The following is a 16,617-nucleotide window of genomic DNA, read 5'->3' as shown; positions in this document are numbered from 1 at the left end:
GGTGGCTGATGAACATCGGTCATGGGCTGTTGGCAAACCGTTTGTACGTCTTTTTGCTGGCCGGAGTGCTGTTTTCCCACCTCGCTACCTATTTAATCAACCCGATTTTCCCGATCTTTTTGGAAAAGAACCGCGGATTTGGCATAGGACAGGTTGGTCTGATCCTTGGTGTAACCAGTTTTGCCTTTCAGATCGGCAGTTTGCTAGGCGGTTTCTTGTCAGATCGGCTCGGCCGCCGCACCGTGATGATGTCGGGAGCCGTTCTTCAGGGAACGGCCATGATCGGATACGGAGTGAGTCAGCCCTTGGCCGCTTACCTCGCCTTTTCCGTCGTCAACGGGATTGGGCTCGGCTTGTTTGCTCCTTCTGTCAAAGCACTGATTGTAAGCACGGCAGGCGTTGAGAACCGTACGACCGCCTTTTCCTGGCGGGGGATTGCCGCCAATGTCGGGATCATCATCGCCGGATTGATGATCACCCTACTGGCGTTGGAGGCCAATCGGAGGGTATTTTTTTACGCCTCGGCCGTGCTGTTTCTCCTCGCCTTACTAACTCGTCTCACTCTGCCCAATGATCGTTGCCAGGGGGAGTCGTGTAGACGTACGCCATGGAGAGATTACAAACAAATCCTGATGCACCGCAGTTTTGTTTTGTTTTCCGCTGTTTCCCTGCTGATCTGGGCCTTATACGCGCAGTTCGCGCTTGTACTGCCGCTCAGAGGAGAACATGTATTGGGGACCACGTCTCGAATCGGTCTCATTTGGACGATCAATTCAGTCGTGCTCGTACTTATGCAGGGAACGATCTCCAGACTGATTCTGGAGCGGATCAATCCCTACTTCTCGCTCTTGGCAGGAACCTTGCTGATCGGTGTTGGACTCTCCTCTCTTGGCTTGGCCGATCGCTTTTTTACGCTTAGCCTGGCTGCAATTGTCTTCATTGTAGGAGAGATGATGCTGTTGCCGATCTGGGACAGCCTGGTCGGGTATTTCGCCAAAGAGGAATTATTGGGTGCTTACTACGGGATTTCCAATGTGGTTACAGCGGTTGGATCAGCTGTAGGCGCTGCTGTTGGCGGCAACCTGGTTGAACAGCTTGGTGGTGTCGGCAGTCGTCTGCCGTGGATCGGTTACGGGGTGACCACACTTTTCTTTATCTCTGTGCTGGGCCTGTTTGTCTGGTACGCCAAAGACCGGCACGGTCGAGGTTTGCCTCAGTCGACCAGCGGGATACCGATTTTAAAAAAGGAAAAGGTGAAATGATGAAGGAACAAAAGGCAGAACAGCTGTCGCTTTCCCTGCAGCAGCAGGTACCGTTCTCTTCTCTGCTGTACCGGGTGGAAGATGCCAACGAGACAAAGATGAAGAAACCTTCTCTTACCCACAAAGCAGGTGGAGATTATCGCTATTTGTACTGGGAGGAGCCATTTGTCGATGAAAAATGAGCAGCGACGGATGTCGAATAACGCCGAAGTCCGCGATGAAACCAACAAACAGCCTCAGCCAGTGCAGGATGATCGCCCTGGTTATGGAAACAAAAAACTGGAAGGTCCTAACAGGCCTTCCACGTAAGCGCACCCGGCCAGCGGCGCGCTTTTCAGCTTGGCCACTGAACAGTTGCTCGTTTCTCCTTTTTCCCCTATAGTATAAGAGAAAATGTTTCGACTTTTTTAGCGAAAGGACGAGGCGCGTTGGTGTTCACATCCTTTCCCAGAAAACTGTACCCCATCTTTTTGATCCTGCTTCCCGTCCTTTTCAGCTTGATTGTCTTCTGGGGTTACTCGTATGCCAAACAACAGTATTATGCTGCGGGCATACGCAGCCTGGATAGGCAGCTTAGCACTGTGATCCACGTGGTCGAGTTGACTCACCGGCAAGTTGAAAATGGTCAGCTCACCTTGGTTCAGGCGCAAAAAAAGGTCAAAGATCTGCTTACCGGTCCGCTCTTGCCGGACGGAACACGGGATTCGTCCGCGGTCGATATCACCATCGGACCAGGAGATTACTTGTTTGCTTTGAATTCCAGCGGCTATGCGGCGATGCATCCCCACCTGGAAGGCAAGAACCTGCTGTCGGTTGCCAATCCGGAGGGGCGCTATATCGCAAAAGAGCTGCTCAGCAAGCCGTTTGATGCGCTTCACTACCTCTGGGAAAATCCGATTGATTCCGAACCACATGCCAGGATTTCACTGGTTCGCTACTATGCTCCTTGGGACTGGTATATCGGCATCTCAACAGATGAGGATAACTTTTACATATTCTACAAGCCGGTGAAAGCTCTGCTGATCATACTGGTAGCAGGCAGCTACGTGATCGCGGCTATCCTGCTGTTCCTGGCGAGACGGAAAGAACGGGCTCTGCAGCGATCCACGCAAATGAGCAAACAACTGGCTGAGACCAACCAAAGCGTATTGAAGACACTGGCAGTGGCGTTAGAGGAGCGAGATGCCTATACGTCCGGACATTCTCAGCGGGTTGCTTATTACATGAAACAGATTGCACGACAGATGGGATTTCCCGAACAGGAAATGGATGCTCTGTACATGGGCGGACTGCTGCACGACATTGGCAAGATCGGCGTCGAAGACAGCATCCTGCAGAAAACCGGACAGTTGACTGACACAGAGTATGAGGTGATCAAAACTCACCCGGTACGTGGTGAAGCACTGCTTCGCAAGCTGTATGCCAATGTGAACAAACACGACCGTAAAAAGGTGGATCTGGTTTTGACTATCACCCGTTCCCATCATGAACGTTTTGATGGCAAGGGATACCCTGACGGTCTTGTGGGGGAGGCGATCCCGTTGGCTGCGCGGATCGCTACCGTGGCTGATTCCTTTGATGCGATGACGTCCATTCGTTCCTATCGCAGAGGCCTCTCTTACTCCAAGGCTTGTGAGGAGATCCGCGACAACACCGGCACGCAGTTTTGTCCGCAAGTGGCGGCAGCGTTTTTTGAGGGTATAACGGAAGAGACTTTTTACCTCGCCCATCAGATCACGACAGCCAACGAGATGCTGTTTGAATCGGATGAGGAAGAGGCAAACATAACAGGGGCCTACCAGACCGCTACATAAGGTCAGGCAGGCCCTTTTTAACTGTCTCTTACGCATTTCCCACAGCGATGATCTGAAACGGAACCTGAACTTCCTGCAGCCGTTGAAAAAATTGCGGCAGCTCTTTTTCGGGCAAGTGAAGAGAGAGATACTGGTTGAAGTAAAACACTACCCGCTGGCGCCCGCCTTCGAGTAGGCGATAACAGGGAAACTGTGCGATATCCTGCAGCTGGTAAAAGTACTGAAACCGCTCTTCAGTTAAAGCGGCTGTAAATGTCCTGCTGTAGGTAACGCCGTCTTCGCTTTTGTTTTCCCGCATCGTTTCTCTGGACGCTCCCAATAGCTGCAGCACTTCGACTGCTCTTCTGCCCAGTTTTTCTGCCAGCATATGGTCGTTGTACTCAATCTCCAGGTTTGTCAAGCGGTTGCGGGCAGCATCCAGCATAGCCATGAACAGCTTGCGAACGACCAAGTTGGTTGGGGCAAACTGGTGGTCGTAGAAGTTGTATTCCAAGACCACCTCATCTCCCCGCTGGTGACGGTAAAACCGTATCGCATTCATTCCCTATCCCTCGCTCTCAGTATGAGCGGATCGCATCCAATGCAGCCCGGTCCAGCTTTTTGATCACGCGGAACAGCAGTTGCTTGGCGGCTTCATAATCGTCTTGGTTGATGATCGCCGTATGGCTGTGGATGTAGCGGGCCGGCAGTCCGATCACCGCGGAAGGAACACCATTGCCGTGCAGGTGCACCGCTCCTGCATCCGTCCCCCCTTGCGAGATGTAGTACTGATACTTGATTCCTTCCTGTTCACAGATCTCAATCAGAAAGTCACGCAGTCCGGAGTGGGTTACCATGACGCGGTCATAAATACGCATCAGCAGACCGTCCCCCAGTTTTCCGAATCCATCCCGAACGCCAGGAATATCCCCGGCGGGACTTGCATCCAAAGCCAGGAAGATATCAGGCTGGATCAGATGGGCTGCTGTTTTGGCGCCTCTGGTGCCCACTTCCTCCTGTACTGTTGCCCCGGCATACACAACATTGGGGTGATTGGGCTGTTCGTGCAGTTCTTTTAACAGTTCAATGGAGAGGGCGCAGCCGTAACGGTTATCCCACGCTTTGGCCATTATCTTTTTGCCGTCTTTCATCACGGTAAACGGACTTGTCGGGACAACAGGCACCCCAGGCCGGACGCCCCACCGCTCTGCCTCCTCGCGGGAATCGGCACCAATATCGATGTACATGTTTTTGATATCCATCGGTCGGTTCCGCTGTTCTTGACTCAATACATGAGGGGGAATCGAACTAATCACTCCCTCGATCGGACCTGCGGCGGTCATCACCTGTACCCGTTGGGCCAACAGGACTTGCCCCCACCACCCGCCGAGCGGCTGAAAGGAGAGAAATCCTTTGTCAGAGACGCGGGTTACCATAAAACCAACTTCATCCATATGTCCGGCTACCATGACTCGCGGCCCGCTCTCGTCGCCACGGTGCACACCGAAGATGCTCCCCAAGTTGTCATATACGATCTCATCGGTGTAGGTACCGATATATTCTTTCATGATGGAACGCACCTCCCCTTCAAAGCCGGGGGCCCCATGCGCTTCTGTCAATCTCCTCCAGAGTTCCAACTGGTACGCGTCTGCCATCTTCCATCCTCCTCCAAAACTGTTCCTTTCCTATTATCGATGAGCGTTCTGCCAAATGCAACCGTCGTGCATGCAGGAGTCTGGCACGAACAGCAAGAATAGGTAGCTGTAGTTCAAAGGGAGGTTGCGTCATGCAGATCACAATGAAAAAGTTGACGAGCCCGCTTGAGTTTCAGCAGATGGAGCAACTGGAAGCGGCGGTGTGGAGCGAAAAGTCGGTCATACCGCTGCACATGACGCTGACACTGGCCAAGTTCGGCGGATTGTTCCTAGGGGCATTTGACGAAGAGGAGATGATCGGTTTCCTCTACAGTTTCCCAGGCCATCTCGAGGGTGAGCCACTCCTCTGCTCTCACATGCTCGGCTTCCTGCCTGCCTATCGGAAGCAGGGACTTGGAGTCAAGATGAAGTGGTTCCAACGTGAGGAAGCGCTCAGGCTCGGTTATCAGAAGATTAGTTGGACCTATGATCCACTGGAGACGGTTAACGCGACAGTAAACATCGCCAAGTTGGGAGGAATGGTCCGCCGTTACGTCCCCAACTGCTATGGCGAGCTACATGACGAGATGAACAAGGGACTGCCGACTGACCGCTTTATCGTTGAATGGCTGTTGGACAGCGAGCGAGTCCGCCAATACAGCAGCACGCTCAATAAGCAACCTGCTGCAAGTCGGTCTTTTCCCAAGGTATTGAGCTGGAAACAGGATGAGCAGGGGTTGCCGGTGCCGCTGGAACCTGTCTGGGAGACAGATGAACCGTTCATTGGGATTTCTGTGCCTGCTTACTTTCAACAGATCAAGCGGACCGATATGAACACAGCCAAAGAATGGCGGCAGGTGACCCGTCAGCTGTTTCCCCACTACTTTTCCAACGGATACACTGTGGTTGACGTGATTCGGCAAGCTGACGAATTAACCGTCACCTACCTGCTGCAGAAAGGAGTCGATTGGGGATGATGATTCAACGAGTTGTTTTGCGCCATCTGTCAATGAACTTGAAGTCACCTTTTGTCACCAGCTTCGGCACAACGACCGAAAGGGAGTTTTTGCTGATTGAGGTGCACGACCAGGATGGTATCATTGGATATGGTGAGTCAACTGCCATGCGGGATCCGCTATACAATGAGGAGACGTTAAAAGGGAATCATCACCTGTTACGAGATTATTTAATCCCCCTTGTACTAGGCCGACCGTTTTCACATCCGGATGAATGCATCCGCTTGTTCGCCCCGATTCGCCGCAATATGATGGCAAAAGCTGCGATCGAGTGCGCAATCTGGGACCTGTACGCCAAAAGGAAAAATTTGTCTCTTTCCCGGGCAATTGGCGGAAAAGCGGAAAAGATCCCGGTCGGGGTCAGCATCGGGATACAAGAGGATGTTACAGCCATGCTTAAGCAGGTGGAACATTTTCTCTCGGAGGGGTATCAACGGTTTAAAGTAAAGGTGAAACCCGGCTTTGACGTGGATGTGATTGCTGCCATTCGTCAAACATTTGGCGACATCCCGTTGATGGCCGATGCCAACTCGGCTTATACGCTGCGCGATGCCGAACACCTGAAGCAGCTTGATCCATACAACTTGATGATGATTGAACAGCCGCTGGGCCATGACGATATTGTGGATCATGCTGTTTTGCAGCGGCAGCTCGCCACACCGATTTGCCTGGATGAGAGCATCCATACCGTTGATGATGCACGCAAGGCGATTGATCTCGGAAGTTGCCGGATCATCAACATCAAAGTGGGCCGTGTAGGGGGACTAAGCCTCTCCAAGCAGATCCACGACCTCTGCCAGGCGCGCAACATCCCCGTATGGTGCGGCGGGATGCTGGAATCGGGGGTTGGCCGTGCCCACAACGTGGCCGTCACCACACTCCCTGGCTTCACGCTGCCCGGTGACACATCTGGCTCCAATCGCTATTGGCAACAGGATATTATCGAGCCGGAAGTAATCGTCGAAAACGGCTATATCCGCGTGCCGAGCAGGCCTGGTATTGGATACGAGGTAAATCAAAATCGTCTGGATGCTGTTACTCAAGCAAGTGAAACCTATAAGTGAGAGGAACGTCCAACTAGGATTTCTAATCAACAACGCCTAAGGAAACGGTGAAAGAAACCATGAAGAACAATGCATACGATGTGATTGTGATCGGTGGCGGACCGGCCGGGTTAATGGCCGCCTACGCAGCTTCCGCACAGGGGGCGCGTCTGCTTGGTGGAGAAAGGCGAAAAACTGGGGCGCAAGCTAATCATCTCCGGTGGCGGCCGCTGCAATGTGACCAATGCCAAGGAGTTAGACGAATTGATGAAAGAGATGCCGGGAAACGGGCGATTTATGTACAGCGCCTTTGCTCAATTCAGCAACAAGCAGATTATCCGTTTTTTTGAGGACTTGGGCGTTGCCCTAAAGGAAGAAGATCGGGGACGGATGTTTCCCGTTACCGACAAAGCGATTACAGTGGCCAATACACTGATCAGAAAAGTGAAGCAGCAGGGTGTGGAGATTCGCCTGAACAGCCCGGTCAAGCGAATCCGATATGAGGCGGGACGAACCAGTGGCGTGCTGCTGCAGTCAGGAGAGCAGTTGGCCGCCGCCTGTGTCGTTGTAGCAGTGGGCGGCAGATCGGTTCCGAAAACTGGTTCAACTGGGGACGGATACGCCTGGGCCAAGGAAGCTGGCCACACGATCACCGACCTGTATCCGACAGAGGTGCCGCTCGTCTCCAATGATCCGTTTATCCAGGAGAGAGTATTGCAAGGGTTGTCCCTGCGCGACGTCACTTTGACGTTATACGCACCAAAGGGGAAGAAGATCAGTACGCAGGAAGGCGACATGATCTTTACCCATTTCGGACTGTCCGGGCCGGCGGCTCTTCGCATGGGCCATTATGTCTCCGTGGCGAGACGGAAACATGGTTCCGTTCCTCTCCGCCTAAGTATCGATCTCATGCCGATGACATCTTCAGATGAACTCTTTCAGGAGAGTTGGGCCTTGTTAGAATCTCATCCAAAAAAAGCAATCAAAAACGTGCTGAAAGGATTTCTGCCGGAGCGATTGATTCCGCTGTTGTTGGAGATGGCCGCCATTCCGGGAGAGACGACGGCACACCACGTGACAAAGCGAAGTTGGCAGACGTTTGTCCAACTGGTTAAAACGTTTCCGTTAACGATTACCGGCACTCTTTCTCTGGAGGAAGCATTTATCACTGGCGGCGGTGTTCACGTCAAAGAGATTGAACCACAAACGATGCAGTCGAAGCTGATGCCTGGGCTTTACTTCGCTGGTGAAGTGATGGACGTACATGCTCATACCGGTGGCTACAACATCACCATTGCCTTTTCTTCCGGATATGTAGCCGGCACACACAGCGCACAACAAGCTTTGCAAGCAAGAGACGACAGGATTCTCTCCCTGCCTGCGGAATAGAGCGGGCAGGGATCTCCACTGCAGATGGCAGACAAAAAGAAGGGGGAGTGCATCCCCCTTCTTTTTTGATAAGGCGGTCACCAAGCAAGCCTGTACAGCAGCGCCATACCAGCCAGGACAAAGGCAAATCCCAGTAAAAAGAAGGTATTGGCCCGCTGTTTGATCCGTGCTTCGTCTCCCCCCAGATGTCGGGAGAGCCGCTGCCGCCAGCGTTTGGTTCGCGGTTGCCAGATCACCAACAGACCGACAGTAATCAAGAAGAGAGGAAGGAGCAAGGGCATCATTCCCCTGCTCCTTTCTTTTTCCGCCGCAGCAGCCAATTGCTTCCCGCGGCCTCTTCTGTTTCTTGTTCGACCAACAGTCTGGCCTCTTCGGCAAAGGAAAATGCTTCAGCGAACCGAAGCTGACGGAAAGCCTGTTCCGCTTTGGTCAGCATCTCATGTACCTGTCGGTTTTGCCGGCGATAACGGTTGGTGTACTGTATGGCTCCCTCCGCTTTTTGGCAATAGGAGATGACATCATCTGCCATTTTCTGCGTGATCTGCAATTCCTCCCGCGCTTCCTGCAGCATCTCTGTCACTTCTTGCAGTTCGTACTCGTATCGTTCCATCAACATCTTGATCCGGCCAAGTGATTGCACGACTTGATCAAAGCGAAACGTAACATCATCGGGAATCCCAGGGAGGTAGCTGCGTTTCAGCTGCTGTCGGATACGGATCAAGGAATTGGCGATATACTCCATCATGTCCAGGGCATCATCTTCGGTCTCGATCAGGAACGTTTCCGCTTCGGTTCCGGTCTCCACCTCTACAGCTTTCTCCGTTGCCGCCTGCACTCCCAGCGGCTTCGGCATCACCAGTTCATACTCTGTGTCCTGCTCATCCTCATCATGGTCATCATAGGCAACTTCGGCTGAGGCAGCAGGCTGCGGCTCTTCTGCCTCGTCATCTGCCTCTAGCACCAGCCGTTCTTCTGACAATCTCTCATTCCGCGCCAAGAGCAGGCTGCGCTCCTCATCGGATGTGGAGAAATCGCTGCCAGAGACAGAGCCCTGTCCCGCTGTTTCGTCCTTGTCATCCGCTTCTATTGTTATCCTTGTCTCGGATGGAAGGGGATCGTACTCGGTCAGTTCCACTTCGTTGGTTGGGAGCGGATCCGCTGGTAGCTGTTCGTGCTCAGCCGCTTGCTCCGCCTCTTGCCGTGACGCAGCAAGGTTTAATCCAACCTGCTCTGCTGCCGAAGCCACTGCTTGGGCCTCCTCTTTTGCCGATAAATCGATCAAGGATTCTCGAAGAGCTGAGGATGCAACAACGGCCTCCGCTATCCCTCCGAGAGAAGGCTTTTCCTGTGGTGTCCGCTCTTCTACCAACACCGCGGCCGCCGCAGCCTGCCGCTGACTGAGCACAGCTTCCTCCATGCTTTGGTAGGTAGCATCCAGCTTGATGGCAAACGCCTTGATGTGCATCTCTACGTGTTCCAGATTCCCCTCTTCCAGAGAGGTCTCGGCGGAGATGAGCAGTTGTTTGATCTGAAGCAGTGAAGCGTCCAACTGGGTTTGACTGAGGTCGTACCCGTCCCCTTCTACTATAGCAATGTCATCCTCCAACTGCTTTAGTTCGGCGACCATTTCCTTCTGCACGCGGTTGATCAACTGCGGAAGCCTCTCCAGCGATTGCAATACGCCCTGCAGGATCGTCTGGGCTTCCTCCGTCACTTCATGGGCTTTCATCGTATCGCCACCGGCCAATAGTTCCTTTACGGTACGGTGCATCCTCTCTGCCTCATCCAGCTTGCCCTTCAACTCATGAAACGTCAATCCGTATTCGAGGCGAGCGTTGGTCAGTTTCCGTTCGCACTGTTCCGCCAGTTTTCCGATTTCCGGAAGATGAGTGGTATTTTCTTTTTTCTTTTCAACCACTTTGGTGCTGTCGGATTTCAGTTCAGCCAGTTCACCTTCGAGCGCAGTCAATACTTCTTCGCCCTCCGCAATCAAATCGAGGGCAACCCTGAAGCGCAGCCGATCACACGCTTCCTCTGCTTCCAAAATGATCATCTCTACGTCCGGAATCCTCATCCGCAGCAAGTTTTCTTTGCGATTGGCCAACTGAGCGTACCATTCTTCCGTCGCTCCGGTCGCTCTGCGGAGCGGCTTGTCCACATCGATCATCTGGATTTTTTCGACCAGATCGTCTTTCCAGTCTTCTACGCGATCCAATTCAGAAAGAATACTGTTGCGCCGCACAAACGCGTACAAGAGGGCAATCAAAGAAAGCAGGAAAAGCGCCGCAAGCACGTATACCCACCAGGGTAGGAAACTCCACAGCGAGTCTGTCTCCTGCTGCTCGGCAGTTGGTTCAGAAGCAGGCTGTTCTTCACCAGCAGCGGCATCCGCCTTGGCAGCAATCCGCTTCAACTCGTTATTCATCTCGGCAACAAAAGTTTGAATGCCTAGCATATATTTCTTTTCGGTGCTGAACGGTTTGTAATACGTAACGATCTTTTCGTGCAGCATCTCCATTTTTGCGCCTTTCTCCTGTAGAGCGGGGCCCGGGTATACACCCAATTCCTGTGTATTAATATCAAGCACGATCATCATCGCATTTTCGGCGAGATTGTAGTTGTCGTACAATTTTTGGGCGTACTCATCGACATCGGCCGCTTCCGGCAGGACGCTCTCTACTACAACTACCTTGTAGGTATCCGTGTACTGTTCGACGAACTCGATAAACGATTCCTTCTGCTTTTCATCGAGATAGCCTTCCTCGTCCTGGACCACCTCGTCCGTCTTGGACGGGAAGGGTGCTGCCCAGACAGTAGTGGAAAACATGAAAACAGCAACAGCAATGGGCAAGAAAAACAGCATACGTAACTTCAACGTGACAACCCCCTTTAAGCGTTATCCGGACTGGACGGCGATGACAAGGGTATCAGCAGCGAACGAAACAACTGTTCAACCGAAGCAACCAGCCACTCGCAAAACTCGTCTGAACCCGGTTCCAGATAGTAGACTTCCCGGACGGCCTGTAGATTCAGGTAGGGGTAGACGAGCAGGCTGGTCATCGCCAACAATACCTGGTCAACAGACAGAGGAACAAACAAGTTCCTGGATATACCTTCTTCTAGAATACTGGAAAAAATATGCTTCCACCGATGTATGTATACGGTCATCACTTCACGTGCCAGCATTGATTCTACACTTAATTCCCGTTGGATCAGCCGCGTCACAGCAGCATGATCGCGTTGAAAAAACACATAAAGTCTTACCACGGCAAGCAGTTCGTCTAGTGGATCCAACTGTGGGCTTGCTGCTTTCTGTTCGGACAGGAGCCGGAAAAATGTTTCGTAATACGAGGCAATCAGCACCTCAAGCAGCCCCCGCTTCCCGTTGAAATAATAGGAAATAAGGGCCAGATTCACATCTGCTTCCTTGGCAATCTGACGAACCGTAGTGCCGTCAAATCCCTGTGCATCAAACAGTTTGGCGGCGGCAGCCAGGATGCGCGCCTTGGTCTGATCCGTGCCTTTACCGCTCGGCTCCCCAACTCGTTTCATCCCGGTTGTCCCCCCTGGAAAAATACCGATGTGAGGTTTGTTGAATCTATCTAGCAAGCAGATCCCCATTATTATAGTACAGATTTCCCTGCAAAAAAAGCAGTCATCATCGGAAAGACGACATATTTTTCCGGTATTCAAAGAGATTCTTGTCACGTTATGATAGAGAAAAGTGGGAATTGAGGGACAAATCGCGCGATTTTGTCGAAATGATGAGGGGGGAAGCGATGAAGCGTAGGAGCAAGCTGTGGAGAATTTTGCTCTGCTGCCTGTCGGCTGTCTGGTATGTAGAAGGCCGCGTGCAGGTTGACAACACGATGAACTCAAGTTTTTCACGCCACCTGCAGGATCCGATTCTAAAGGTCGTCACCTACAACATCCGTGGATGTCGCGACGACAGCGGCCAAGCCGATGCGGAAGCAATCGTCGATGATCTGAGGCCGCTTGAAGCGGACGTAATTGCCTTACAGGAAGTGGATATCCGTCTGCCCCGCTCCGGTTTTGTGAATCAGGTCAAAGAGATTGCCGCCGCACTTGAGATGAACTATGCTTACGCACCCAGTATTAACTTTGGGATCGGTACATACGGAAACGCCATTTTAAGCAGATATCCGATCCGCTCTGCTACCCAACATTTCCTGCCATTTGAGGTAGAACCAAGGCAGTTGTTGGCAGCGGTGATCGACATACACGGGAAGCCGCTGCAGCTTTATGCCACACATCTGGGGCTGCAGCCTGAGGAACGTTCCCGCCAGCTTACACTCCTCGTGGAGCACATAGCGGCCGATATGTCTGCTCCCTCCATCTTGTTGGGAGATTTCAACACCCGTTCGGGGGACCCGCTGCTGGAGCCGCTGCGGCAACTGTTTCACGACCCGATGTACAGGGAGACTTCCGCCGTTCGCACGATCAAAGGAGACACGACAGGACAGATCGATCATATCTTTTTGTCCGAAGAGGTTCGCTTTTTGCGAGGATTTATCTCTACACCGAGTCACTCCGACCATTATCCTGTCGGGTATTACGTTCAACTGCCTGCGGAATCATAACGCATTTATACATTTATTCGAGGGTGTCCCAAAAGTAAACTTAGGAACGACCTCATCAGAAAAAAATTAGATAAGTCTCGGAAGAAACAAAAAACAAAGGAGCTAAGCGACCTGTTCTCGCTTAGCTCCTTGTCTTTGGGCGTCCACTGCAGCCTTCTTGAGCAAATTGTGGGCAAGGGAAAGCCACCCGACCTCCAGACTTACTTTCGGTAAGCCTCGAAGCAGGAACCTTTTGAACCCTCGATTGTTCTTCATAGCACCAAACACGGGCTCCGGCTCAATCATGCGCCTCACTGCCAGGGCATACCCTTCTTCGCTGCGGAGCTTCTGCTTTGCTTGGTTCTTTAGCCGCAAATACTTCATGCTGACTTTGACTTCGCGATTGCCTTGGGCTTTCGTACACTGAGACTTCAACGGACAGTCCTCGCAACCGGCGCTTCTGTAATGACGGTACACGATTTCGTATCCACTTTCCGTTTTCTCCTTGCTCTCTCTTCGGAAATGGAGGGTTTGCCCCGCTGCGCATGTCCACGTATCTTGCTCACTGTTATACGTCCAGTTGTCGATCTTGCTGATGTCCCTTTGCCATGCCTTGCTTTTTTCGCGGTGATACGTGCTGTATTTGACGATGGCTTCGACTTCGTTTTGTTCGAGATAGTCATAATTCTCTTCGCCGCCATAACCCGCATCTGCGATGACGCTTCTCGGTAGCTTTCCGATCTGCGCCTTTACTTTTTCAAGATGAGGGATAAAGCAGCGCGTATCGGTCGGCCGCTGATGCACACTGTAGCCGACAATGAATTGATTTTCGGTGCCAATCTGCACATTGTAGCCAGGTTTGAGCTGGCCGTTTCGCATGTGGTCTTCCTTCATTCGCATAAAGGTAGCGTCAGGGTCCGTTTTGCTGTAACTATTTCGAGTGCCTAGTATCTTCTCATGTGTTTCATACTTTTGGAGGCGAGGAAGCAGGTCTTTGCGGATGGTGCGAACCGCCTTCTTTAGTGGCTTGTCTTTTGGCTTCTCCTGCAGGCGTTCCTCCAATTGCTTGACGGCATGCTCCAGCTTTTCACTTGTGAGGGTAGAGGACTCGCCCAGCTCGCGAAGATCTTGGCCCCCGTGCGCTCCTTCTTCTTGCTTTTCGGCTTCCTCAATGGTGGCAAACAAGGTCTTCACTTTCTCCTGGAGCTTGGCTTTGTGCTTGACGACAGCCTTTCCCCAAACAAACGTATACCGATTCGCATTGGCTTCGATCTTGGTACCGTCCACAAAGTAATGCTCCAGCTGCACGTAATTCTCCTCGACCAAGAATTGAAGAATGGCGGTAAACACAGTCTCCAGTACGGGTTTCATTCGTTCCGAGCGAAAGCGGTTGATGGTGCGGAAGTCCGGACGTTGTCTGCCTGCGATCCACATGAACATTATGTTTTCACGGACGGCCTTGGCAATCTGGCGAGAAGAGTAGATGCGCTGGGTGTAGGCATAGATGATGATTTTGGTGAGCATCTTGGGGTGATAGCTGTCTCGTCCGCCTCCGGGGTAAGCCGCGTCAAAGATGGCGTCGTCGAGACGATTGACAGCGGCGTTGACCACACGAACGAGATGATTGGCGGGAATGTCCTCTTCTACATCCATTGGTAAACAAAGTTGATCCATGGTATATTGAATGTACAAAGAAACCACTCCTTTTGTATGTGTTGGGTCGCACTTACATTTTACCAAAGGATGGTTTCTTTTTGTTTTTCTAGATTGAAAAAAAAAAGGGGATCCCTCAGCCATTATTCATGGCTTTTGGGACACCCTCAGCTGTCAGCGTCCAGGGTCGTTGATCATGGTGTCGCTTGGGTTTTCCGGTGGTCTGGTAAGGGACTTGGAGTGATCAGGTTGCTTTGATGCTTGTGATGGCTCCGGCAGTTGGTAGCGCTGTCCGTAGTTTCGCATATGGGTATCCACCTCGGTATATTCTTGCATCCGTTGTCCGTCCAGATCATATTCCGAGCGAATCTGCATCACCATCCGCGTCGGCAGATAGGTGGTCGTATCATAGTAGAGCGTGTATTCCGCCTCCAACTCCATGTTGTCGATCAGGTTGTCAATCTCCTGGCGGTTCTCTTCGGCCTTTATCCTCGCTCCCCGCTCCCCTTTTCGCCATTCTCCGTTCGACAGGTTCATCGCCACTTTTAGTTTCGGTACATGGGCCGTATGGATACGTCCTCCATCAATCTGCTCCTTCATCTGCTTGGCCAATGCCTGCTTCAACTTGCTTGAGTCAAGAAGGACTCGTACCGCTCTCAAGTCGTCTTGCTGGTGAAAGTCTCGCAGGGGAACAACGCTGGTTCGCATCTCTTCCATCTGTTGAAACGAAATAATCGGATTCCAATTGTTTAGTTCCTGCTGAAAAGAGACGTCCCCGTCATCAACGCTCCGCCATGATGAATTGTCGCCTGTCTTCACGTATAACTGCTGTTCCTTTGTGAGCAGCGACAACGTGTTCACCCGTTTCTGTTCAGGCAAGGGCAGCTTTACATTGAGAAACAGATCATCTCCCTGCACTTGTCCGGAGAAATTGACCGCGCTTCCTGTCGCATTGTTGCCCGCCAGTTGCTTGGTTACTCCCCAAAAAGAGTACCCCTGCTGCGACAGGAATTGATCACGGACGGCCAGATAATCGGCCTCTGCAGACTGCTTGGTCTCCATCTGGTTGCAGCCTGCCAAAAGTGACAGTACCAGTACGCCAATCACGCTGATTTTCTTGCTCACCATTGCTACTCCCCCTTGTCCTCGTTAGGGTTTCCGAGGAAAAGGAGAGTTATTCCAAATGGGGGCGCTATAGGGAATAGTAAAGAATCCCGTCCCTCTGTTCGCGCTCCACCTGGTGGAGGATGGTAAGCAAATCGATATGGCCTACGGTCTCTGACAAGGTGAGCGCCAGTTCTTTTTCGTAGAGGTCAGGAAACAGCAAGGCGGATAACTCATACGCTGTCTTTTGTCCGTCCTGCAGCAGACGGCGCAGTACGCCGGTCCGCTCCCAGTTACGCTGCAAGCGCGCACTAATCAGCTCCCGATGATTGGTTACCAGTTCCCCGTGTCCCGGCAGCACCAGCTCGATATCCATATCGGCACACATCTGGAGAGCCGTACGATACTGCACCAATGTAAGCGCACGTGCTTGGGAAGGATCACGCGGCGGTTCGATAAACGCATTGGATGAAATCCGCTTTAAGATGTGGTCTCCACCAATCAACACTTGATCTGACGAACGATACAAGGAGAGGTGGCTTTGGGAGTGACCAGGCGTATAAAGCACCTGCCACTCAGGCAGTCCTGGCAGCGGCCGATCATGTTTTAACAGGCCGTCAATTCCAGCCGGTTGGCAAAACGTCTGCATCAACTGGTAAAACTTCTCGATGACCGCCATCATCTTCTGCGGTACTCCACTCTCCCGATATAGGTGGTAGAAAAACTGATTATGGTGTTCCATAAATGTCTGGTCCATCTCCACATACGGAACGGCCAACGGGTGGGCAAAGCTTAGAGCACCTGACGCAGCCTTAACCTTTTTTAACAGTCCGCAATGGTCTACGTGGTGATGGGTCAGAACCACTTGTCTGACATCACCTAATTGGCAGCCAAGCAGTTCCAGCCCGCTGACCAATGCATCCCAGGCGGCTGGTGTATACGGTCCTACATCAACCAGTGTCAGTTCGCTTCCCATGATCAGGTAGACATTGACGGGACCCACGGAAAAAGGGGTGGGAAGCTCGATTTGATATACGCCCTGTGCTACTTCCAGTGGCCGTTTATTGTCGGTAGTTTGTGACATGCTGGATCCATCCCCTTCACGGTTTCTCTTAGCCGGTTAACGGCCCTTTAGGCAGATCG

General features: G+C 52.1%; 15 protein-coding genes and 1 pseudogene. 8 read left to right on the top strand and 8 right to left on the bottom strand.

Going from position 1 to position 16,617, the window contains the following annotated elements; all coding sequences use genetic code 11:
* The first annotated feature begins 8 nt into the window (after nt 1-8).
* The 4 genes from LOK74_RS03335 to LOK74_RS03320 all read left to right on the top strand — a co-directional run bounded on the left by LOK74_RS03335 (nt 9) and on the right by LOK74_RS03320 (nt 3,076).
* Nucleotides 9-1,262, top strand: coding sequence for an MFS transporter (locus tag LOK74_RS03335; protein WP_230045204.1), 1,254 nt, complete (start codon nt 9-11; stop codon nt 1,260-1,262).
* On the top strand, nt 1,259-1,444 hold the full coding sequence (locus LOK74_RS03330) for a hypothetical protein (RefSeq protein WP_230045203.1): 186 nt from the start codon (nt 1,259-1,261) through the stop codon (nt 1,442-1,444). The genes LOK74_RS03335 and LOK74_RS03330 overlap by 4 nt, the downstream gene beginning before the upstream one ends.
* Complete coding sequence (locus LOK74_RS03325; RefSeq protein WP_230047131.1) at nt 1,434-1,571, top strand: hypothetical protein; 138 nt, start codon at nt 1,434-1,436, stop codon at nt 1,569-1,571. The genes LOK74_RS03330 and LOK74_RS03325 overlap by 11 nt, the downstream gene beginning before the upstream one ends.
* A gap of 122 nt (nt 1,572-1,693) precedes the next feature.
* Nucleotides 1,694-3,076, top strand: coding sequence for an HD domain-containing phosphohydrolase (locus LOK74_RS03320; RefSeq protein WP_230045202.1), 1,383 nt, complete (start codon nt 1,694-1,696; stop codon nt 3,074-3,076).
* A 28-nt stretch (nt 3,077-3,104) separates the two neighbouring features.
* Here LOK74_RS03320 and LOK74_RS03315 read toward each other — a convergent pair whose 3' ends face one another.
* Together LOK74_RS03315 and LOK74_RS03310 are read right to left on the bottom strand one after the other, a co-directional pair.
* Entirely contained in the window at nt 3,105-3,617 is a 513-nt protein-coding gene (locus LOK74_RS03315; RefSeq protein ID WP_230045201.1) for a hypothetical protein, read from the bottom strand.
* 16 nt (nt 3,618-3,633) lie between these two features.
* Complete coding sequence (locus LOK74_RS03310) at nt 3,634-4,710, bottom strand: M42 family metallopeptidase (protein ID WP_230045200.1); 1,077 nt, start codon at nt 4,708-4,710, stop codon at nt 3,634-3,636.
* Nucleotides 4,711-4,841: 131 nt separating this feature from the next.
* On the opposite strand from LOK74_RS03310, the gene LOK74_RS03305 reads away from it, so the two are divergent.
* From LOK74_RS03305 to LOK74_RS03295, 3 genes and pseudogenes are all read left to right on the top strand, one after another.
* Nucleotides 4,842-5,666, top strand: coding sequence for a GNAT family N-acetyltransferase (locus LOK74_RS03305; RefSeq protein ID WP_230045199.1), 825 nt, complete (start codon nt 4,842-4,844; stop codon nt 5,664-5,666).
* Nucleotides 5,663-6,769 (top strand): o-succinylbenzoate synthase, encoded by a 1,107-nt coding sequence (gene menC, locus LOK74_RS03300; RefSeq protein WP_230045198.1) that lies wholly within the window; start codon nt 5,663-5,665, stop codon nt 6,767-6,769. The genes LOK74_RS03305 and menC overlap by 4 nt, the downstream gene beginning before the upstream one ends.
* Nucleotides 6,770-6,828: 59 nt before the next feature.
* Nucleotides 6,829-8,137, top strand: a pseudogene (locus LOK74_RS03295) (BaiN/RdsA family NAD(P)/FAD-dependent oxidoreductase).
* Nucleotides 8,138-8,214: 77 nt separating this feature from the next.
* On the opposite strand, the gene LOK74_RS03290 reads toward LOK74_RS03295, so the two are convergent.
* From LOK74_RS03290 to refZ, 3 genes are read right to left on the bottom strand one after another with little or no spacing between them, the layout of a single operon-like run.
* Nucleotides 8,215-8,418 (bottom strand): hypothetical protein, encoded by a 204-nt coding sequence (locus LOK74_RS03290; RefSeq protein WP_420908775.1) that lies wholly within the window; start codon nt 8,416-8,418, stop codon nt 8,215-8,217.
* Nucleotides 8,418-11,012 carry a septation ring formation regulator EzrA gene (locus LOK74_RS03285; RefSeq protein WP_230045196.1) on the bottom strand — a complete coding sequence of 865 codons (2,595 nt, stop codon included), beginning with the start codon at nt 11,010-11,012 and terminating at the stop codon, nt 8,418-8,420. The genes LOK74_RS03290 and LOK74_RS03285 overlap by 1 nt, the downstream gene beginning before the upstream one ends.
* Before the next feature lie 14 nt (nt 11,013-11,026).
* Nucleotides 11,027-11,689: a forespore capture DNA-binding protein RefZ gene (gene refZ, locus LOK74_RS03280; RefSeq protein ID WP_230045195.1), complete on the bottom strand. Its 663-nt coding sequence runs from the start codon at nt 11,687-11,689 to the stop codon at nt 11,027-11,029.
* A gap of 227 nt (nt 11,690-11,916) precedes the next feature.
* Between refZ and LOK74_RS03275 the strand changes: the two genes are divergently transcribed.
* Complete coding sequence (locus LOK74_RS03275; protein ID WP_230045194.1) at nt 11,917-12,738, top strand: endonuclease/exonuclease/phosphatase family protein; 822 nt, start codon at nt 11,917-11,919, stop codon at nt 12,736-12,738.
* A gap of 102 nt (nt 12,739-12,840) precedes the next feature.
* On the opposite strand, the gene LOK74_RS03270 is transcribed toward LOK74_RS03275, so the two are convergent.
* The 3 genes from LOK74_RS03270 to LOK74_RS03260 all read right to left on the bottom strand — a co-directional run bounded on the left by LOK74_RS03270 (nt 12,841) and on the right by LOK74_RS03260 (nt 16,558).
* On the bottom strand, nt 12,841-14,409 hold the full coding sequence (locus LOK74_RS03270; protein WP_230042947.1) for an IS1182 family transposase: 1,569 nt from the start codon (nt 14,407-14,409) through the stop codon (nt 12,841-12,843).
* Nucleotides 14,410-14,544: 135 nt separating this feature from the next.
* Nucleotides 14,545-15,498: a hypothetical protein gene (locus LOK74_RS03265; RefSeq protein ID WP_230045193.1), complete on the bottom strand. Its 954-nt coding sequence runs from the start codon at nt 15,496-15,498 to the stop codon at nt 14,545-14,547.
* A 64-nt stretch (nt 15,499-15,562) separates the two neighbouring features.
* Entirely contained in the window at nt 15,563-16,558 is a 996-nt protein-coding gene (locus LOK74_RS03260) for an MBL fold metallo-hydrolase (protein ID WP_230045192.1), read from the bottom strand.
* Nucleotides 16,559-16,617 lie beyond the last annotated feature (59 nt).

It is taken from the genome of Brevibacillus humidisoli, assembly GCF_020923435.1.
Classification (GTDB): domain Bacteria; phylum Bacillota; class Bacilli; order Brevibacillales; family Brevibacillaceae; genus Brevibacillus_E; species Brevibacillus_E humidisoli.
This window is presented reverse-complemented; position numbering and strand designations above follow the sequence as displayed.